General features: G+C 50.2%; 13 protein-coding genes. All 13 read right to left on the bottom strand.

Annotated features, from left to right (window positions below; genetic code table 11):
* Window positions 1-15: 15 nt before the first annotated feature.
* On the bottom strand, window positions 16-2346 hold the full coding sequence (locus HPT30_RS22945) for a glycoside hydrolase family 95 protein (protein WP_246317364.1): 2331 nt from the start codon (window positions 2344-2346) through the stop codon (window positions 16-18).
* A 15-nt stretch (window positions 2347-2361) separates the two neighbouring features.
* Entirely contained in the window at window positions 2362-4161 is a 1800-nt protein-coding gene (locus HPT30_RS22950; RefSeq protein ID WP_175373641.1) for a sensor histidine kinase, read from the bottom strand.
* A complete protein-coding gene (locus HPT30_RS22955) occupies window positions 4154-5791 on the bottom strand; it encodes a response regulator (RefSeq protein WP_175373642.1) in 1638 nt (545 codons plus the stop codon). Before HPT30_RS22955 ends, HPT30_RS22950 begins: the two co-directional genes overlap by 8 nt.
* 27 nt (window positions 5792-5818) lie before the next feature.
* The gene (locus HPT30_RS22960; RefSeq protein WP_175373643.1) at window positions 5819-7357 is read right to left on the bottom strand and encodes an extracellular solute-binding protein; all 1539 of its coding nucleotides are present in this window, start codon (window positions 7355-7357) and stop codon (window positions 5819-5821) included.
* 263 nt (window positions 7358-7620) lie between these two features.
* Complete coding sequence (locus tag HPT30_RS22965; RefSeq protein ID WP_175373644.1) at window positions 7621-8988, bottom strand: ABC transporter substrate-binding protein; 1368 nt, start codon at window positions 8986-8988, stop codon at window positions 7621-7623.
* A gap of 125 nt (window positions 8989-9113) precedes the next feature.
* Window positions 9114-10091: a carbohydrate ABC transporter permease gene (locus HPT30_RS22970; protein WP_175373645.1), complete on the bottom strand. Its 978-nt coding sequence runs from the start codon at window positions 10089-10091 to the stop codon at window positions 9114-9116.
* A complete protein-coding gene (locus HPT30_RS22975; RefSeq protein ID WP_175373646.1) occupies window positions 10088-10984 on the bottom strand; it encodes a carbohydrate ABC transporter permease in 897 nt (298 codons plus the stop codon). The genes HPT30_RS22970 and HPT30_RS22975 overlap by 4 nt, the downstream gene beginning before the upstream one ends.
* The gene (locus HPT30_RS22980) at window positions 10977-13064 is read right to left on the bottom strand and encodes a DUF5696 domain-containing protein (protein ID WP_175373647.1); all 2088 of its coding nucleotides are present in this window, start codon (window positions 13062-13064) and stop codon (window positions 10977-10979) included. The genes HPT30_RS22975 and HPT30_RS22980 overlap by 8 nt, the downstream gene beginning before the upstream one ends.
* 133 nt (window positions 13065-13197) lie before the next feature.
* Window positions 13198-15213, bottom strand: a complete 2016-nt coding sequence (locus HPT30_RS22985; protein WP_175373648.1) for a YIP1 family protein — start codon at window positions 15211-15213, stop codon at window positions 13198-13200.
* Window positions 15214-15239: 26 nt separating this feature from the next.
* On the bottom strand, window positions 15240-16106 hold the full coding sequence (locus tag HPT30_RS22990; RefSeq protein WP_175373649.1) for a carbohydrate ABC transporter permease: 867 nt from the start codon (window positions 16104-16106) through the stop codon (window positions 15240-15242).
* 3 nt (window positions 16107-16109) lie between these two features.
* Complete coding sequence (locus HPT30_RS22995) at window positions 16110-17006, bottom strand: carbohydrate ABC transporter permease (protein WP_312876361.1); 897 nt, start codon at window positions 17004-17006, stop codon at window positions 16110-16112.
* Window positions 17007-17086: 80 nt separating this feature from the next.
* Window positions 17087-20047, bottom strand: a complete 2961-nt coding sequence (locus tag HPT30_RS23000) for an extracellular solute-binding protein (RefSeq protein ID WP_175373650.1) — start codon at window positions 20045-20047, stop codon at window positions 17087-17089.
* Window positions 20044-21165 (bottom strand): ABC transporter ATP-binding protein, encoded by a 1122-nt coding sequence (locus HPT30_RS23005; protein ID WP_175373651.1) that lies wholly within the window; start codon window positions 21163-21165, stop codon window positions 20044-20046. The genes HPT30_RS23000 and HPT30_RS23005 overlap by 4 nt, the downstream gene beginning before the upstream one ends.
* Between the last annotated feature and the right edge of the window lie 93 nt (window positions 21166-21258).

Below are 21258 nucleotides of genomic sequence, written 5' to 3' on the forward strand. Positions count from 1 at the left end.
TAAGGCAGGATCAGCCTACGATTTGGCACGCAGTACATACCAGCTTCCTGCTTCAGCCTGCCAGCTTAGCCCGCCGGAAGCGAAATACTCATAGGTCAATACCCGCTCCTGCTCCTCTCCGGTCAGCTCCATCTCGCCTGTAACCAGAACCGTACATCTCCCTGCCCGGTCAAGGCGGATACGGGCTTCCACAAGTGTATGCCTGCGCCACAACAGATCGACCGTCGCCCCGCCTCTGGCCCGCAGGCCCTTCACTTCTCCTTCCGCCCAGCGATCCGGTAGAGCTGGAAGCAGGCGCAGCCCGCTGGTATGGCTTTGCAGAAGCATCTCTGCGATGCCAGCCGCGCCGCCAAAGTTCCCGTCAATCTGGAATGGCGGGTGATTATCGAGCAGGTTCGGCAAGGTGGAATGTCCCAGCAGCGCCTGTACATTCTCCCCCGCCTTCTCCCCGTCCTCCAGCCGGGCCCACAGATTAATGATCCAGGCCCGGCTCCAGCCCGTATGGCCACCCCCGTTAGCCAGCCGCCGTTCCAGTGTAATACGGGAAGCCTCTGCCCATTCCGGTGTATCCTTTATCGAGAATCGGGTACCAGGATGCAGTGCGAACAAATGGGAAATATGGCGATGTCCCGGCTCCGCTTCTTCATAATCCTCCAGCCATTCCAGCAGCCCGCCATGTTTACCGATCTCGGGCTGCGGCAACTTGCCGCGAAGCTCCACCAGCCGCTCCCGGAAATCCTGATCTGTACCCAGTACATCAGCCGCTTGAATGCAGGCGCTGAACAGTTCATACAGAATCTGACTGTCCATGGAAGCGCCTATACATAATATCCCTTGTGTGCCGTCCGGCAGCAGATAGGTGTTCTCCGGCGATACGGAAGGGTTCGTTACGGCTCTGCCGTCCGGCAGCTCGGTCAGGAAATCTTCGAAGAATTCAGCCGCTTCCTTCAGCACAGGATAAGCCCGCTCCAAAAAAGCCTGCTCCTGCCCATACTTATAGTGCTCCCATAAATGCAGACAGAGCCAGGCAGCCCCCATCACCCAGTAGGTGGCCGGGACATAATGATCCTGCGGAGCCGTATCGGCCCATATATCGGTATTGTGATGAGCAACAAATCCCCGGCAGCCGTACATCTCTCTCGCCGTTACCCTGCCGGACTCCCGCAGACGTTCAATCAGATCGAACAATGGCTCATGGCATTCGGCCAAATTTCCCGGCTCTGCCAACCAATAATTCATCTGGGTATTGATATTAATGGTATACTTGCTGTCCCATGGCGGAAGAAAATGATCGTTCCATAAACCCTGAAGCGTGGCTGGTAAGGAGCCGGGACGGCTGCCCGCCACTAGTAGATAACGCCCGAATTGGAAATACAGTCCGATCAGACCCAGATCAAGCTTGCCCTGCAGCACCTGCTCCAACCGGGCATCGGTAGGCAGGGACTCCGCAGCCGGCTTGCTCTCGCCCAGCTGCAGCGATACCCGGTCCATCAGCGCCCCTATATCCGTTGTATGCCGCGCATGCAATGAGCTGTAGCCCAGCCCCTCCGCCTCTATCACCCGCTGCAGTGCTTCAGCCTCCGGATCGGTATAGCGAAAGGTGGTGGCGGCGGTTAACAGTAAGGTTACGCTGTCCGCCTGCTCCACGAGCAAATGCTCACCGACAAGTCTGACGCTGCCGCCTTCCGCAACCACCCGCAGCACCGTCCGGAAATCGACACCGCCCGTGCCGCCTCCGTTTCCTCTCATCACAAGCGTCCGCTGATCTACTTGTACCAATTCGTCATAATAACGATTGTTCGGGCCTCGGCGCATTCTGGCCGTGAAGCTGACCGCTCCGGGTGTATCTGCCGTCAAGCGTAGTGTCAGCACTTGATCCGGGAAGCTGGCAAAGATTTCTCTTGAATAATTTACGCCATCCGCTGCATACCTAACCGCAGCCACACCTGTCGATAGCTCCAGCTCCCGGACGTAGGAGTCCACCATTCCTCCATGTTGCATCACCAGCGTAAGCTCCCCCAGTGGTACATAATGACGCTGCGACTCCGGCACTCCCGACAATGCCAACACCGCCAATTGCTGTGCTTCCTGTACTTGGCCTGCCTTCAGCAAATTCCGGATCGTCTCCAGATTGGCGCGCGCGTCAGGGTTAATCCGGTTGCTTGGCCCGCCATACCACAGGCTGTCTTCATTCAGCGCGAGCTTTTCCTCCCTGACCCCGCCAAAGACCATCGCCCCCAATCGGCCGTTGCCGATGGGCAGAGCCTCATTCCAATGATCTGCCGGCTTCTTATACCAAAGCTTCAAATCATCCGTCTGGCTTTGCTTCTTCATTGATTCTGACATATCCAATCCCCTCTCCTATTCCCCTGCATCATCGCTCTTGTCATTGAAATTACCGTCCAGAATCGGATGCCTGATCGTAATTCGTGTTCCTTTGTCTTCCCTGCTCTCAATCTGTAGCCGATAGTGATTTCCAAAGGTGATTTTGAGACGCTCGTTCACATTACGTAGTCCAACGCCGGAGCTCTTCCCCGTTCGCTGCTCAGAATGATCCTGCTCCAAGTCGTCCAGAACAGACTGAGGAATGCCTTTGCCGTTATCCGCAATACTGATCAATAAGTCCTGCCCTTCAATGCGCCCTGACAGTACAACCTTCCCATGCTCGAAGTTGTCGCGTATGCTATGCTGGATGGCATTCTCCACCAGAGGCTGCAGGAGCAAGCGTATAAATTGCAGATCCAGCAGCTCCTCTTCAAAAAAATACAACACCCGCAGCGGCATGCCGATTCTGGCCTGTTCAATCAGGACGTAAGCCTTGACCTGCTCGATCTCTCGTCCAACGGTCGTAATGTCCTTGCCCTGATTCAGGCTGAGCCGCAGCAAATTGCCGAGTGCAGATACCATTTCACCGATATCGCTCTGGCCATGCTTCTCCGCCTTCCAGCGGATGGAGTCCAGTGTATTATAGAGAAAATGAGGATTGATCTGATGGCTAAGCACCTGGAACTCCAGCTCCTTCTTCACGCGTTCCGACCGGGCGGAGTGCCGGATCAGTTCTTCAATTGTGCGCACAATGCTGTGGAACCCGCGAAACAGCCAGCCGATTTCATCCTTACGCTCCTGATGAGGAATATCCATATTGAATTCCCCTTCCTCCAGGCGCCGCATTAACCGTACAAGCCCCAGGACCGGCTGGCTGAAGTTTCGGGTAATATACACCAGCACCCAGATGGAGCAGATCAAATACGCAACCAGGAAAAAGAACAGCAGACGGTTCAGCTTCGTTACGGGCTCTGTCAACTCCCGCATTGGTGTCAGACTGATAATAGTCCAAGGCAAGGTATCCATCCCAACATAAGCTGCTAATTGCTCACGATCATAGATGGTATAGGTATCAACACCCTCACTGTACAGTTTGCGCTGCTCCAGCAGTCTTGGCGAAGGAAACTGCTCACCGGTCCACTCATTGCTGGCAGAATCATAAATCACTTGTCCGTCTTCATTGATAATCAGAAATTTCTGTCCGTTCAATCGCTTCGTTGGAATAAAGAAACGATTAAAGTAGTGATCTGCAAGGTCGACTGCCACGATACCGCGCGGTGTTCGATTGTGCAAGCTAGTAAATGTTTTTATGTATAGAAGCAGTGGGCTGCGCCCTGGACCTTTGTTCATCGATAACTGCCAAAAGGGCACCGTACTGCTTGAAGCGCGATGAAACCAGTTCTCCGTGCGGATCGTGGAGTCCTCCCCCAGAGCTCTCATGTATGTGGGATACAGTTCAGGATGAAGCGGAAAAACACGCAGCCGCAGTGCATCCAGATGCTGCCCTTTCTGGTGAACAATGCTCAGCAGTTCAATAGAGACCGCCTGCTCCTCTTCTATACTTTGCGGCTGCCGCTCCAGTAGCCTTTGCAAATCCCGATCCCCGATTAAATTATTGATCTGATCGTTCAAGTGATTCAAATAGGTCCTCACGTTCATCTCGGCCTGTTCAAGATAACTCATTGAGAATGCCGCATTAGCTTGTTTGATCCCCTCGACAGATTTCGTATGCGCATATCCGGAGAAGAGAATGAACGGAACAATCGTTATCCCGAAAAAGATCAGGATGAGCCGATTCCGAAGGGACGGGGTTAAGCTCCGCATATTCTTAATCATCCACAATGCCTCTCATCCGCCGGTATTCCTTAGGCGTAATCCCGACATGCTTTTTGAACAGCTTCGAGAAATGAACAGGGTCCTTATAGCCTACAAGATAAGAGATTTGATAGATCTTGTACATGCTCTCGCCCAGCATTTCTTTGGCCTTGCAGATACGAACCTGAGTCAGCTCCTCCAGAAAGGTTCGACCTTTTTCTTTTTTGTACAGATTGCTCAGCCATACTGGAGTAACGTGCACTGCAGACGCGACAATCTGAAGGGATAAATTCTCCGCGTAACGGCTACGAATCATGCGCTCCGCCTCCTGAACGATCTGACTCGAAGCATTGGACATTTTCCGGAAATCACCGGCCAATGCCAACAGGCACTGCTGAACCTGTTCCTGCAAAGATTGCAGCGTATCATACTGCTCCAGCCTATCCCAAAGCGCTATAGGGTCCCTTTCCCACGATCTGTCAGACCAACCTACCGCTGCGGCAGCGCGGTACACTTCCATCAGCCAGGTGAAGATGTGCTGCTGAACATCCCTAAGATCAAGTGAGCCCCAGAATTGAACCATCTCCTCGAAATCGGAGAGCGTCTCGCGGATCTCTTCGTCGTTACCATACTTCACCAGGTCAATCACAGCCTTAGGCTCCCGGATTGAAGGCTTCTCATAAATCCTTCCCTCCTCCTCACCCTCCTCCATAAACAGCCTGTTGCCTCCTTGCTGGGCTTTCCGCTTCAAATATTCCTCACACCGCGAATACATTTGATGCAGCTGGTGCAGTTCCTGTACTGGAGGGCTGAGCGCAATACTGGCGTGAACCTTGACGAACTTATTGATTCGCTCCAGACACTTTTCTGCCAGTGATAAGCACCTCTCGGCCGCTTCATAGCCGCTATAGCCGATAATCGCTATCCAGCGCTCATGGCTATCCTTAAACAGCACAGATGTGGCCCCAATCTCCTCACCGAGCGTCTGGCTGACCACATTGCCAATCCCGAACAGGATCAGCTTCTTCTCATCAGCAATGCCATGACGATTCGTAAAAGCCCGTAGATTATCTGCCTCCACAATCATGAGCTGCAGCTCCATCTCTTTCATCCAACCCAGCTTCAGCGTCTTCAGGCGGTGGGATATTCGTGTCTCCCGGTATGGATCATAGTCATTCTCCACAATCTCGTGGAGCAGCTCCTCACGAAGCTTGGGCAGAGCAAACTGCATCTGGTCGTTGATGTGAGCCCGCTTCTTCTGTTCCATTCGTTCCATCGTAAGGATCTCAATGGACTTACGGACGATTTGATCCAGCTCGGTCATACTGATCGGCTTCAATATGTAGTCCATCGCGCCTAAATGAAGAGCCTGTTTGGCAAAACTGAAGTTGTTGTACCCGCTGATCAGGATCGCCTTCCAATGATAATCTTCTATCGCCTGTAGTTGCCGCAGCAAATCCAACCCCGATACGCCTCTCATCTTGATATCGGTAATAATCAGGTCCGGACGGCATTCCTCAGCAAGGCGCAGCGCTTCATCTCCATCCGCAGCCTGGGTAACAGAGCTTATTCCATATTCATGCCATGGCACCTGCTGGCACAGCCCTTCACGTATTTCAAATTCATCATCCACAATCAGCACACTGAACATTACGCGGCCTCCCCCAATGATTAGTGCTTAACGATTGAACAATAAATATTGATCCACTTGACGCTGTACCTCTGCGATTATGGTTTCCAGTCCATTGTCCATTTGTCGCTGCCTGTACTTTGCTATCGCGTCGCTAATATTTCCCTCCATGCCATATTCAATGGCTTTTCCGAGATCTTCATAGAGCTCATCTCTTCTTTCAAGTGCTTTGCCAATCTTGTAGTCAGACAACATTAAACCGCCAAGTGGTGAATCCACATTTTGCGGAAGCTCGGCGAATGTAGCCTCTTTGTTCCAAAAATCGCCGGGATAGGTCTCCGTTGGCCTTAAAAATTGCGGCTTCCAGAACCCCCATTGTCCGCCCCAATCCATATAATTACTGGTCGAAAAATTCAAATTATCAGGATAACGAACGGTATCTCCTTCTAGCTTATACGTCTTCCCTTCCATTCCATAAATCACAAGATCGAAGAGGGCTCTGTCCGTCTCGAGCAGATCAAGAAAGCGCAACGCCAAATCCGGGTGCTCTGAATTACGGTTAATCGCAATGACATTAGAGGTCGGGCGACGGTTGACCTGACGTTTCTCAGGATACAGAAGCGATACTTGCTGCCGATAAGCAGAATCGATGAAACCAGGATCTGCAGCATACGCCCATTCATGGGATGTAATCGTAAACAGCAGCTTCCCGCTCCGCCAATGATTCGCACTATCCTCAAGTCCCAGTATGGAATCGGGGTTAAGAATACCTGCTTGATTCCAACGCTTGCTCATCAGCGCAGCCTCCAAATAGAACGGCTGCTGTTCGATAGCCCGTACCTTCATCTCAGGATCTCCTATATAACATCCGAGCCCATGAAATTCGAGGTCCAGCCATTCTTCTCTTACCATATAAAAAGGCAGAGCTGTCACAAGGGACAGCTTCCTGTCCGGATAAGCTTCCTTAAGTTGATGAAGAAGGGTGTCAACTTCTTCTACCGTTTGGATGGAATTCATAGGCGGGGCAATGCCTGCAAGTTCTGCCAGGTCAGCACGCCACACGGCATACGGGCGTTGATTCATCTTGATCGCCCAGGGCAAGCCGAGTATTTCACCGTCAAGTGTTGTAGACAGAAGCGTTCCATCGCTTTTATAACGTTCATTCAAATGAGGAGCATACTCCGGAAGCAAGGTATTCAGCGGCAAGTATGAACCACGGGCAGCCATCTGCCGGAAAGAAGTATCTGAATCAAAATTCATGTCCCAGCGATCGCCTGCCGCAGCCATAACCAGCAGCTTACTGGAATAGTCAGTCCAAGGAATGAAGTTCACCGAGAAATTCACATTTAGCCCCTTTGACTTGACGTATTGACTGACCTCCCTCCACACTTCATCAGTAGCCGCCTTCTTCTCCCCACCGAAATACATCTTCAGTGTCACTTCAGGCTTCGCATCCTGCATCCATTCTTCAGAATCTACTCGACCCGGGCTCGAAGTCTTACTGAAGAAGTAACCTGCCGGTATTACGATCATCGTCACACATACCAAAGCAAGGATTCTCACTTTCCAAGGATGAATGGACGGCATCCTGCTTCCCTTCCTTTCTTGTTGAGCTTCTGAATCACCCCTATAGTGGTAACGCTTTCAAAATTTTCTTTAAACTACAAGTACATTTATTAACTTATCTTATGTTCATCCTTTCTGATATAAGATAATTCAAAACTATCTAGTGCGTTTATAAACTGTTGGCAATAAGAAACGTCCCTTACCGACTTACGCGGACTAGGGACGTCACTTTTTCCATCACCTTTTATACGTTCTACATGGTTTCATACCTGTGCTGCTTCAAATTACTTCAGGCTATCACGCAGCTCCAAGGTCTTCTTGTTCCACGTTTCCGTCTCTGGAATAATATCGTTAATATCACGGTCACCAAAAATAATATCATTCAAAATATTGTTCCAGTTGTAGTCACTCCAGCCTGGAACCGTCAGGCCTGGCTGAATTTTCGCGTTTTCGCGCGCTAGCTTAACGGCCTCGATATTCTTGCCCTTCCAAATTTCAGCCTGGTCATAATAAGCAGTCAGTTCATCATCAACAACCGATGCGTTTGCACCTTGATCGATCTTCCACTTCTGGGCTTCCTTAGAGAATTGGAACTCCAGCCACAGGAAGGCTTCTTCCTTATGCTTCGATCCCGCCAAGAGCGACAATGGTCCGTAAATCGTATACCCTGGCTGACTTACCTTGCCTTTCGGGAACGGAAGAACATCCCATTCGAAGGTTGCCTTCTCCTTCAGGTTCGGGAGTACCCAGTCCCCGCCAATGGCAAACCCCGTTTTTCCGTTGATAAATTCTTTGGTTACACTACCGTCCGCCTCAGAAACCGCATTAGACTGCATGGAACCATCTTTCGTAACCAGTTCCTGGAACCATTTTACTTCATTCATAATGTCAGGGGTACTCAGCAAGCTTTGTGTCAAATCTTCATTCAAATATTGCAGATTGGCTGCATATCCATCGGCAATTGCCTTGGTCGATAACATCCGCATTTGAATCTCTGCTTGTGTAGTTATCCCGTATTCTCCAGCATTGCTGTCCGTCACTTTCTTGGCAATGCTGCGGAAATCATCATAGGTCCAGTCATTAGCCGGCATATTAACCCCGTGTTTGGCCAGCAAATCCTTGTTCACTAGTACCCACATCGGAACGTCAACCATTGGAATCGCCAGCTTCTTACCGTTAAAGATCATTGTGTCAAAGAATCCATCAGGGAATTTCGTTGTTTTGAACACTTCACTCTTCTCAATGTAAGGGGTAAGATCTTCAATGAGACCATTCTGCTCGAAAGAAATCAGGTCGGAGTCGATCTCCGTAATGTCAGCCGGTGTGCCCGCCGCTTCCATGGATGCGATAATCTCCATGATCGGCTGAGAGTTGACCGGAATTTGTTCAATTGTAATCCACGGATATTTTTCCTCGAACATTTTATAGAGATCATTGTAGCTATCTTTCCAGGAAATGATCTGCAGCGTAACCGGATCATGCTTTTCTTCCACCTTGGGTGTATTGTTGACAGCGCTTTCCGTCGGGCTCGTGTCAGGTGTATTCGTCGCAGTTTTGGTATTGGTATTGCTACCGCCGCTGCACCCGGATAATACGAGTGACAGCGTAAACACAGCGGCCAATAATGATGAGGCTACAGTTCTCTTTTTCAAAGTCTATTCCTCCCCTAAATTGAATGATTATGCTTGCTAACCTGGACGGGTGTACCAGTCATTCTACGTTTGCCCAGCATTCCCCCTTTCCAGCATCTTCACTTCACCTGACTTATCAGTTCGGCTTATTCCACAATACCGGTTCTCTCGATACCTGTAATAAACCAGCGCTGCAAGAACATGAAGATCAGCATAGGCGGAAAAATAATCAGGAATGCGGCTGCCATCTTTGTTCCCTCTGTTACCGGATTGGTAATATTGTTCTTATTTCCGAGAAGCGATGGATTCAGGACGTTCTCCAGATTATCAAGACGAATCGACAGCGGCGTAAAGCCCTTTGCCAGAAACATGGACGGCTCATAATACATGTTCCAATACCAGATGAAGGAGAACAGAAACACTACCAGACATGCGGAACGGGCAAGCGGAAGCATAATGCGGACGTATAACCGGATGACGGAAGCTCCGTCCAGCTTCGCCGCTTCCTCCAGACTGGGCGGCTGCGCCCGGAAGAACTGCCGGAAGATTAAGATGAACAACGCTCCCTTGAGCCCTTGGCCAAAGATCGCCGGAACAAGAAAGACAAACATCGTATTGAGCAAGCCTAATTTACTGAAGATAACGTATAGCGGAATGATCACCACTTGTGGTGGAATGAGAAAGGTCAGCAGCACCATCGCCGTAATAAAACCTTTGAATGGTACAGCCAGCCTTGCCAGTGCATAGCCGGTCATTGAGCACACCAGCACCTGAGCAATCGAGCAGGTTAGAGCAATTGTCGCTGTGTTAAACAACGCTTGCGGGTATTGCAGACCTTCGATCGCCTTCGTCATGTTCTCCCATGTGATTTCTCTGGGAATCCACTTTACGGCGGGATCAAGCAGATCGCTGACGGTCATGAACATGGTGCTTATCATATGCAAGAGCGGCTGCAGGTACAGGTACGCCACAATGGACAACAGCATATAGATGATTAGTTTGGCGATCAATCCGTCTGACAGGTTCCTGCCAAGCATGACCATCTTGAACCGCTGACTGTTCCGGCTCCACATGACGCTCTTGATTCGCTGCTGAAGCCCCCGTATTCTAACAGGATCACTCATGACCTTCTCCCCCTCTGTCGCAAACTCCGGTTGAACAATGCCAGCACAATACCGATTAATACAAAGATAAAGGCGAAATAAATCCAGGCCAGCGCACTGGCATAGCCGTAACCGGTATTGACCTTGAACATATTCTCCCTGATATGCGCCAGCACCGGGTTCATCGGGAATGTGAACAGATCGATAATCGTGTACAGCATATTTAGGCTGATGAATGGCAGGCTAGACGGCAGGGTAATCTTCCAGAAGCTATCCCATGGTGAAGCTCCGTCTATTCTCACAGCTTCGTAGATAGAGGGTGAGATGGTCTGAAATCCGGCGATAAAAATTAATATTTGTACTCCGGAATACCATAGAATCAGGACGATGCGGCCCAGAACCTCCATCACGGTAAGGGCCAGCTCCCCTCCCACATACTGGCGAACAAGCGGCTCCAGATTGTACTGTTCCAGAAACGGAATGTCGCCTGCTCCCTGTGTAAATAACTCCGACAACACCTGACCTGTAGCAAATATTACGGGCAGGAAGAACAATGCACGAAAGAGAAATCTCCCCGGAAACTGCTGATTCAACAGCAACGCGATAAGCAAAGCGAAGATCACAATGATCGGCACCATGAGCAGCATTTCCTGGAAATAGGTAATCATCTCGATCGGGAAAATGCTGTCCTTCAGAAAAGCGTCCTTGTAGTTCTGAAACCCTAGCCATGTGTATTGGAAGCCCCCCGGTACGACGGCTACCTTGTGCAGCGACATGAAGATCGACCAGCCAACCGGAATCGCCACGAATATAAGAAACCCTATGATCCAGGGCAGCATGAACATCATTCCGGTTCCGTATTGCTTCATATGATAACGGAGCGCTTCTTTTCTGTGCGCGGTCAGCTTACTCATTGGTGCCCGCCCCCTTCTCTACCTTGAAGCTTTTCGCGGAGTAATCAACGATAACCCTTGTTCCATCCTCATACATGGTAGCGTACCGCTGATCTGCCAGACGCTCATGCAGGATAATCTTTTGCGAATACAAGCTGCTTAAAGCATCGAAGTTCCCGTATTCCTTCAGCATTCGTTCTTCCCATTTGTCGAAGCTGCTGCTGTACAAGAAGCTCGCCCCCGTATTCTTGAGCTTACGGGAATCGTCGTGGGTCACAAAGAACGAAGGCAAGGCCCCATATTCAATCGCCTTGAGGAACTCCACCTCTTCATCATCGCGGAGATTTCCTTCTTCAAAGGTATAGGGAACGAAGCCGTGGAGAACGATCGGATAGAAGGGCACTGTCTCATCAACCATAAAGTCATAGCTGGACGCTGAGGGCAGACCGTCAATATAATCGCTAGCTCCAAGCACATAAGCATTGCCCCGGAACACGCTGGCTGTTCCAAGCTCCTTACGGGTATAATCCAATAACTCGGTATAGATTTGCTTTGTATAATCTCTTGTGCGGATACCGGAAGATTCATAGTCGTTGAGGAGTAACTCCCCGATGGCACTGTAGTGAATGCCTTCCACACCTATTTCCTTCAGTTTGCTGATTGTATTTGCCGCACTTACCGCCGTGTACATTGGCTTCGCGACATACCAGTCTCCATCCACAAACGCCGTTCCGTCGATACCCCGTATAGCGTCCTGCTTGGGCGAGAAGGAAGATTTGCTGTCAATCCATAAGAAATCTTCATAGAAGCTGACGCGGACTCCCCTTTCCTTCATTTGCGAGGTAAAGGATTGCGCACCCGCCTCCCCGCCGAGTGCCTCTTCGATGGGGAACCGCTTCTCCATGTTATAATCACCCTGATTGGTCCAGCCGTAGTAAATGGTCTGGAGCGACGTAACCCCCCGCTCCTGCAACCGGCGTACAATGTCCTCTGCTTGCGCGAAGGTAGTCGCGGCCACATAACGAATCTGTCCGAAAGCCTGCTCATAGTTGCCGCCCATAATCTTCAAATAAAGCGGAACATGCGCGACCGGATCCAGCTTTTTGCCCAGGGAGCCCTTCTCCTGCAAATACTCGCGGTAAGTGGCAGCCATGCCGGAATAGTTGGCGTTCTGATCATTCAGGAAGCGATATTCGATCTCACGGTCACGATCCAATTTTTCCTGCTGCACAGCCTTGCTCGGCGCAGCCAGCCGGCTCATGCGGTAGAGATATTCTTCTCTGTAGATCTGGCTGGAGAAGACATTAAAGAAGGATGATTTCATTCCCGGCGACAATGCTGTTACATTAGCCGAGTCCTCGCCTTCCGTCATAATCGCTACAAAAGCATGATCATTCTTCTTGAGCCCGAATACGGGATATGCGATAGTCTCCCGCCGCTGGCCCGAGCGGGTCCAGTTTCCGGAATTCGTCATTTCATTACCGTATACCTGGTGTATATAACCTCTGGATAGCTTCGCGTGGGCGGTATCGTAACGAATGAGTCCACCAGGACCATCGGGTACAAACAAGTAGCCGTCATCTTGAGACGAAGCAGCGCCGAAGTACGGCAGAATATCCAGTGTGAACAAGGCATATTCTCCCTCCTCCTTAATTCCCTTGGATGGTACCCTTACTTTCAGGCCTGTCTTCGTTAACTCATATTGCATCGTGAAACCCAGGCCCTTGGATGGGAAGAAATAGGAGATCTGCAGCCCATCGCCTTGACGGATCAGCGAAGTTGTCATGTCTTTAACCGCATTGCTCAGTGACTCGCGAACGGTCTGATCCTTTCCCTTGGTACGGACATGAGTCATAACAAATGGCGATTTCAGTTGGTCCAGCAATTGACCCTTGACATTCTCGTGTTTAAGCTCTGCATCACCAGGATTACTGGTCCAGCGATAACCGCTAGTTTTATCAAGGACAGCAATCTCCGTGGTATCGGGACGAACATACAAGCTATAGCTGTCGTTCTCGCTGACCAGAGCATAGCCATCCGCTCCCACCGAAGGTTTCCAAGCCTCGCCCTCGTACAATTCATTAGCAGAAACCTTCGGCATCGTCATACCGGTTTTTGCGAAGCTGGCCTCTGTCGTCAATTCCCAGGGCCGTAAGAAGAACAGAACCAGCAACCCTAGTACGAGTATGGCAACAGCAATCCACCTGATCTTGAGGAATAGTGATTTCGCTAGATTAATGATAGAAGTTCACCTCTTTGTACAGCTCATAGAAAAAGTCGTAGAGATTATACGACAATCCGAGAATGATAAAGCCAAACACCCAGATGGTAACGATGGCAAAGACAGATATCGCCGAGTTTTTGAACGTCTCCAAAAAGTCGAAATTATGAATGACCTGGGTCATAACAAAGAACATGGCCAGCATCCATAGTGTCGCTAAGGTATTGAGCGCATGCACCAATACCGCCTCATCAAGAGAGGCCACATTGGACAGAATCAGGACTGGAATGGAAATGAACAAATACGGTGACAAGGCATACACACTGCCTTGAACAACCTCTCTGAATTTGCCCTCACCATCCTTGATGCTGCAAACCAGATAATTCGCGATAATCCAGGTCACCCATGGAACGATGAAGAAGGCCAAATCTCTAAGCGCATTCACATTCCTAAGTTCAACAGGATTGAACAGGAAACCGGTCCAGTATATCCTGGCAATCTTCACGGCAATGACAGACAAGAGCAATGCTATCGTAATCCATGGCGCAATTCTGGCCTCCTTAATCCGATAGAACCCCTCATAAGGATGAATCATCACATACCCAAAGTTCCTTATGTCCTGCAGCGGCTGTTTCCAGGAGGAAGGCGTAGGATACTTGCGGCGAAGGGCTCTCAATCCCCGAACGCCAAAGTGCAGTACCAAGAATCCGCTGATGATTCCAAGGACCAGCATCACAAAATGTTCTTGCAGCCACTCCAGGCGGATTTGCCAGAATGCTTTGGAATAACCGTCCGTGTCAAAGGCTACCTTCATGAATTTCAGCGCATCAGCATGATCATTTTCATGCAGGTACACCTTTCCAAGTCCTTGGAAGCTGCCATTATACATATCATTGCGAGCGTATACCGACTCCCAATAAGGCTTGCTGTCTTCGTATTTTCCGCCCGCGTACAAGGCCAGCGCCTGCAGTACATCCTTGCCAAATTCGGTGCGGACATACTTATGAACCATATTCGTGCCACTGTCCGAGATCCAGACGGCGTTCTTCGAATCTACAGCAATCCCGGTGGGATATCCGATGACGCCGTATTGCTGCGTCTCCTTATCGATAAACCCGAATGCAAAGAGCACGTCTCCGGTATGGTCGTACAGGTTAATGCGCATCGAATCCAAATCGACGTTATACAGAAAACCCTCCTGCCCAATCGCAACATCGACGATTCCATGGCCATTGTACATCACTTTGTTCTTGAAACCGTCCACGCCACCTGCGTTCAGCTTGCGGATGGCTCCTTTGCCTTCTCCGCCGGCTGTAGCCGTATAAATGAAGCCATCAGCATCCATCGCTACGTTCGTTATCGGCTTAGGAAGTGCAGGCTTCTCTTGGGCAAGCTGCTCTTTGTTCAGAACAAGCTGCTTCAGCCGGTTAATCATGGATTGATCGGCCTTGTTGGCACCGAAGTGCCCCATGAACTCTCCATCCGGACTTAATCTGACCAGCCCCTGATAGGAGGAATTAAGCTGGATATACATCACTCCGCGCCGGTCGACCACCAGCTTGACAGGCACGAAATGATCCGATCCAAGTAGTGGCGTGTCCGGCTTCTTATATTCCCGCTGGTAAGTGCCATCGGAAGTAAACACAGCAATCCGCTGATTGCCGGAGTCGGCGACATATACGTCACCATCGGCTGTCACGAAGACGCCTTCAGGCGCTGCCAGCTTCCCGGTTCCTTCGCTAGCGCCAATCGTTCTTTGTACCTTTCCGTCATTATTCAGCACGATGACCTGTTCCAGTTCCTTATCCACCACGTATACCTCATCATTGGGAGCAACCGTAATATCTACCGGGTCTCCCAGCTCAACCGTAAGCGTTTCCGCAGGACTATAGATCGGCTGAATCCGGAACCAGGTCGACTGGTTGCTATCATAATAGGCTGTAATATACGGGAGTCGTGCCGAAGCAGTGGACGGAAGCAATGAAATGAATACCAAAACTAACAGGGGTATGGATAGCCATTTTTTCATGATTCCGACTTCCTTTGCTGATGACATCATTTAATCCCGGAGTGGACCATCGTCTCCAGCACTTTGCGTTGAAAGAGCAGGAAGATGATCAGATTCGGTATAAAAATAAGCAGTCCGGCCGCGGCCGCCATATTCTGTCCCGCTACGTTATTCTGCAGGCCGCTTAACAAGCTGTTAACATAAAAGGGCAGCGTACGCATCGCTTCCTTCTGCATGAACAAGGTCGATGTCTCCACATCTCCCCACACCGTCTGAAAGGTCAGGATCGAAATGGTGGCAACCGCCGGGACAGATAGCGGCAGCACGATTCGCGTAAAGATTCCCAAGTGACTTGCCCCGTCGATTCTGGCGGCTTCCATCAAATCGTTCGGGATCTGAGAAATAAACCCGACTAGCATAAATACGGCAACTGGTGAGGCCAACGAAGGCAGGATATGCCCAAAATACGTATTGTTCAGCCCTAATCCATTGATGATGAGGTAGCGCGGGATCGATACCGTCTCCGGAGCAAACATCAGGGACAGTGTGATCAAAGATAGAATCAGTCCCTTGAAGTGGAATTTGTACTTTGCCAGTACATAAGCCGCCATCGTGCTGACCACAATGACGCTGAACAGCGTCAGCGACACTACGAGCAAGCTGTTGAACAAATAGCGTGTGAATGGCACCGTTGCATTAGATGCGTGAAGCAGTAGCACTTCAAAATTATGAATCGTTGGATGCTGTACTAAAAATCGCGGCGGGAACAGGAACAGCTCATTTTTCGGCTTGAAGGCATGACTAAATATGAAGATAATGGGCAGTGACATAAAGGCTGCCAATGCCGTGAAAACCGTAACCAGCACGATCTGAAAAGGCGAGACTTGGCGGAGCTTGCGCAGTCTTGCGATCATAGTCTACTGCTCCCCTTTCGAGTTAAACAGACGATAAGCAAACCGCATGACAAAATAACTGATAAGCAGCAGCATGACCGATACAGCAGACGCATAACCAAGCTCAAATCGGATAAAGGCGTAGTCATCCACATGATTAATAATCAAATGACCCGAATATTGCGGAGTAATCGCGAGTCCGGTCAATTGAGTGGAGATCGCTCCAGCCTTTAATGTGGACACGATGGTCATGACGGCACTGAATAGCATCTGCGGCTTCATGGACGGGATCGTAATGTAGAACACTTCCTGAAGACGGCTGGAAATCCCGTCAATCCGTCCGGCTTCATACAGCTCGCGATTCACCGTCTGCAGGCCAGCCAGCATCGCCAGAAAACCTACGCTGAAGCTCATCCACAGCGATACAAGAATCATGACTTTCAGCAAATATTTCGGGTCCTGAAGCCAGGTAACAGGCGCATCTGCCCAGCCCATCTGCAGCAGGAAATTATTGAGGTAACCGACCCGGTCTCCGCTGAAAGCAGCAATCCACACAACAGATAACGCCACTCCGCCAGCCATTGATGGCGCATAGAATACCAGCGTATAGTAATCCCGCACACGTAGTGGAAGCTGATGAATCAGCCAAGCGAACAGGAAGGACAAAATGTAGCCCCCCGGCCCCACAATCAAAGCGAACAAGAAGGTATTAGGCAGCGCCTTGGTCAAAAACACAATATCCTGTGTAAACAAGGAAATGTAATTATCAAATCCGATGAAATGCGGCTTGCCGAATCCGTCATACGAAGTGAATCCGAGCGTGGCCGCCATGATAACCGGGATCACGATAAATATCAGGAAACAGATCAGAAACGGCGCCAGGAATAGATAGCAGAACGCATCCTTCCGAATTTGCTTCACGAATCTTCTCCACCGGAGTTGTACGGGAGAGGGCGGCTTTACCGCCCCCGGTGACGGTATGACTGGAACAACCTCTGTCTTCACGGTTTACTATCCTCCCATTCAAAAGGCTTCGTGATCTGCGGAATATGCAAGTCTGTGCCAGAGATCCCGAAGTTCCGTTGTCTCCGCTCCATCTCGCGCTGTAGTGATAAGCTCGCCTCCTCCAATGACTCGTCGGCCGGAATTCCGTCAAACACCGTCTTGTTCCAAGCGAAATCCATCTCCCGGCCCAGGAAGTAATATCCAGGAACATTGGGCATGTTCTTGGCCCAGCGTGTTTGCTCCCGAATCGCCTTCAAATCATCAGAAGGCCAAGAATGTGATTTCATAGCATTCACATTGGCGGTGTTCCAGCGATATTCAATGCCATAATACGATTCCATATCAGCAGCGTATCTGCTCTGTACCTCATCCGAAGTCCACCATTTCAGAAATGCCCAAGCGGCATCCTTCTTATCGCTCTTCTCCATAATCATCCCTGCGGTTAGCGCTTGAGGAGACCAACGGGCCACCTCACCGTCCGCCTGAGCAATGCCTGGAAGCGGAGCTACCTTCCAATGCCCTGTTATTTCCGGAGCAGCCACCTGCAGTTGAACATACGTATTGAAGTCCGAGATGCCAATCGGAATGTCGCCGTCCCGGAAATGCTGGAAGAAAGCCGGGATATCGATCGGCATATTGTATTTGGTGAACATTTCTGTCCACAGCTTGAACGCTTTTTGTCCTTCTTCGCTGAACAGAGTGGATTTTTGTCCACTGCTGGAATAAGGATCAGCACCATTTTGCAGGAACAGGGTCGAGAAATCCGCTTTAGGGAAGTTCATCATCATCCCGTTTTCCTGAAGCGTAGGCAGGATATCAAATACATCCTCCCATGTATCCGGCACTTTCAGCTTCAGACTTTCCAAGATATCGGAACGATAGAACAATAACTGGAAGTTCTGTACCTCTGGAAGCCCGTAGGTCCCTCCGTTATAATTCAGCGCCCGTGCAACGCCGGGAATAAACCGCTTCTGCACGTCCGAAAAGCCCGGATATTTCGACAGATCCTCTACTGCATTCCTCATCGCATAATCGGCCGGCAATGCCTCAGCGACGCCTAACGCCACATCAGGAACCTCGCCTGCGGCATTTCCTAGAATGAGCATATTGGGGTTAGGCATAAGGTTGATATTCACTTCAATACCGGTATTAGGTGTGAAGTCCTGACTAACCAGTTCCCGAAGCTGGTCGACATAGTCCCGGCCGCGTCCCACCCAAATCGTCAGCGACTTGTCATCCTGATTGCCGTCCTGATCATAGTTCAAGTAGAAGGACCGGGCAAAATCCATGACTGTATAAGGCACACGGGACAGCAGTGTAGGTTCCTTGAGTCCTGTCTTCGTGTCTGGCGTCCGCAGCACAATATAATCTAGCAGTAATGGCTGCTGGGTCAGTGTCGTTAGCCAGGTGCCAATATTGGCTTGAATCGATGAAAAATCGTTAATCCGACTAGGGATTTCATTCACATCCAGCAGCATATTGTCCAGAATAGAGATGGAAGATTTCAAGGATTGTGACAAGTCTGAATCGCTCTCATTTACAAAGTTGGTATACTCTCGAATTTGAGACAGCCGATTAGTAATGGCTTGCAGCTTCTTTACTACGTCAGGATCATATTTTTTCATCTCCCAGGTCCGGGTAGAATCCACGTTGGCATCGGCTGCATTTTTACTGTAGTTGCCCGTTATCAACCGGATATGACGATCGAATTCAGCAATCTGCCCCAGTGCATCCCTCAGAGACATCAGAATCGGCTGCATCTTCGAGGAGTCCACCACCATGCGCATTGTGTGCTTGCCCTGGGTTAGATAGAACTTGTAAGGCTCCCCTTGCTTATCGGCAAGCGAATTAATTTCAAACTCCTTATGATGGTCGAAAGCATACTGCAGCATTTCCTGGAAGGGAACCTCTCCATCAATCTGAATGGTCCGATAGGCTTTGAAACCGGATCGATAGTTCTGGTAATCCTTGATGTCAATGACATACCAGCCGTCAGCAGGAGCTTCAAGCTCCCATTCCACCCACTCACCAGTATTTTTCCAGCGGTTTCCTCCAAGCACGTTATACGTGGTCCGGCCTTTTGGCTCAGGAGAAACGTATGGCTCAGACCAGTGGTCGGTTTGGATCGATAGACTGGACTTGCGCTGGAACTGCTCGCTCTCTTGAATGCTGTACCAATCTTCCTGCTTAGCACCCTCAGGCTGTGCGGTAACATATTGTTCGTACGCCGGCAGTGGCTTTCTGGTCTGGAACGACATGCCGCTAATAGCGACCGCTCCCCGCTCTCCTATCAGTCGCAGGTTGTGTTCTCCAGCGTCCAGATAGTATAGCAGCGGCCTCGAAGAGGCTGTATAATCGCTTACCGCCTTATTGTTCCACCCTGTGAGCTCAACCTGCTGCGGTCTGATCTGCATCCCATTGCTATTCCGGTCGTATGGATATTTGGCATCCTTCCACAGCCGTTCCAGCTCAATCCGTTCCGATTCGACAAAGGGATAGCTGCCATCAATCATCACACCGCGAACAACGGAGCTATTGTCGCCGGGGAGCGGCTTGTAATCGATATGAAGCTCATACCAACCGGGTGCCTTGACCTGAAAACTCCAATCCACTGTACCCCGATCATTTTGCCAGGCCAGCGCACGTACCCCGTCTTCAGTGATTTCGCTAACGTCAGCATCTGAAGAGGCTTCTTCGTAAGTCAGCGCGTTCAGCTTAATCTGCCGTTCCTCCTCCTTGTAGCCCAGTTCCTCCTCGCTCTTATCATGTATCAGCTGAATATAGGGGATAGGCCCGCTCCCATGCTCGAAATCCAGCATTTGCGCCTCAGTCACCCGATCGGAGAGGACGATCTCCTCCTTGGATGTTGCCCAGAGGATCAGGATAACGACAATGGCCGCAGTCACAGTCATTCGTCCAGCGATTCGGATGGACCGTGGAACATTCTTTAGCCTCATGCCTCATCTCTCCCGATGGCCATTTCCGTCGCTTCATCAAAAAAGTGAAGTTTGTTCATCTGCAGGTTCACCGATACTAACTCTCCCTGCTCGTATAGCACTTCAGGCGCTGTTCTTACGATCAGCCGAATCTTCCCCAGCTCCACGTACACATAAGAATCCGCTCCCGTCTGTTCTGTCATTTGCACTACGCCAGGTATATAATCATCATCCTTTTCATAACTCCCCCGCTTAATCAATACATGTTCTGGTCTGATGCCGAGAATAATGTTGTGCGTCAGTCCAGACAAGCGCTGAAAGCGCAGCCCTTGCTCCCCGGAGAGCGGTACACGCATTCTTTTATTGGAGAAATAGTAGTTCCCGTCACTCACTTCAACCGTCCCGTTCATAAAATTCATCTGTGGGGAACCGATAAATCCGGCAACGAAGACATTCGCTGGTTCATCATACAATTGTCTGGGCGGAGCAACCTGCTGAATGATGCCATCCTTCATTACAACGATTCGTGACCCCATGGTCATCGCCTCAACTTGATCATGCGTAACGTAAACGGTCGTACGCTTCAAATCCTGCTGCAGCTTGATTAATTCCGCCCGTGTCTGTGACCTTAGCTTCGCATCCAGATTGGAAAGCGGCTCATCCATCAAAAATACTTGCGGTTCCCGCGCGATCGCCCGCCCAAGCGCGACCCGCTGCTTCTGACCGCCCGATAGCTGGCTGGGCTTGCGCTCCAGCAGATGCGAGATCTCTAATATTCCCGCTACCCGCTTGACCCGCGAGTCGATCTCATGCTTGGCCGTCTTACGTAGCTTAAGTCCCAATGCGATATTCTCTTGCACGGACAGATTCGGATACAGCGCATAGTTCTGAAACACCATCGCGATATCCCGGTCTTTTGGGGATACATAGTTGATGAATTTTCCGTCCAGATAGAGCTCCCCGCTGCTAATCTCCTCAAGTCCAGCCAACATGCGCAGCGTCGTCGACTTCCCGCAGCCAGAGGGCCCAACCAATACAAGGAATTCCCCTTCATCAATCGTTAAATGAAAGTCATTTACAGCAGGGCGGGATTCGCCTTTGTAGCGTTTGAAGACATGATTAAAAGAAATGCTTCCCACCTGTTCTCACCTCACGCTTTACTCATCTGCGGTTCACACTTTTATGATAGCGCATTCATAAAGAAGCAAAAATGAGGGGGAATTAATTTTTGT

It is taken from the genome of Paenibacillus agri (assembly GCF_013359945.1).
In the GTDB taxonomy this organism is placed as follows: Bacteria; Bacillota; Bacilli; order Paenibacillales; family Paenibacillaceae; genus Paenibacillus_AQ; species Paenibacillus_AQ agri.

Bases quoted from the DNA above. Each gene is read 5' to 3' on its own strand.
- HPT30_RS22945 (WP_246317364.1), bottom strand. From the start codon at position 2,346: ATGTCAGAATCAATGAAGAAGCAAAGCCAGACGGATGATTTGAAGCTT.
- HPT30_RS22950 (WP_175373641.1), bottom strand. From the start codon at position 4,161: ATGATTAAGAATATGCGGAGCTTAACCCCGTCCCTTCGGAATCGGCTC.
- HPT30_RS22955 (WP_175373642.1), bottom strand. From the start codon at position 5,791: ATGTTCAGTGTGCTGATTGTGGATGATGAATTTGAAATACGTGAAGGG.
- HPT30_RS22960 (WP_175373643.1), bottom strand. From the start codon at position 7,357: ATGCCGTCCATTCATCCTTGGAAAGTGAGAATCCTTGCTTTGGTATGT.
- HPT30_RS22970 (WP_175373645.1), bottom strand. From the start codon at position 10,091: ATGAGTGATCCTGTTAGAATACGGGGGCTTCAGCAGCGAATCAAGAGC.
- HPT30_RS22975 (WP_175373646.1), bottom strand. From the start codon at position 10,984: ATGAGTAAGCTGACCGCGCACAGAAAAGAAGCGCTCCGTTATCATATG.
- HPT30_RS22980 (WP_175373647.1), bottom strand. From the start codon at position 13,064: ATGCCGAAGGTTTCTGCTAATGAATTGTACGAGGGCGAGGCTTGGAAA.
- HPT30_RS22985 (WP_175373648.1), bottom strand. From the start codon at position 15,213: ATGAAAAAATGGCTATCCATACCCCTGTTAGTTTTGGTATTCATTTCA.
- HPT30_RS22990 (WP_175373649.1), bottom strand. From the start codon at position 16,106: ATGATCGCAAGACTGCGCAAGCTCCGCCAAGTCTCGCCTTTTCAGATC.
- HPT30_RS23000 (WP_175373650.1), bottom strand. From the start codon at position 20,047: ATGAGGCTAAAGAATGTTCCACGGTCCATCCGAATCGCTGGACGAATG.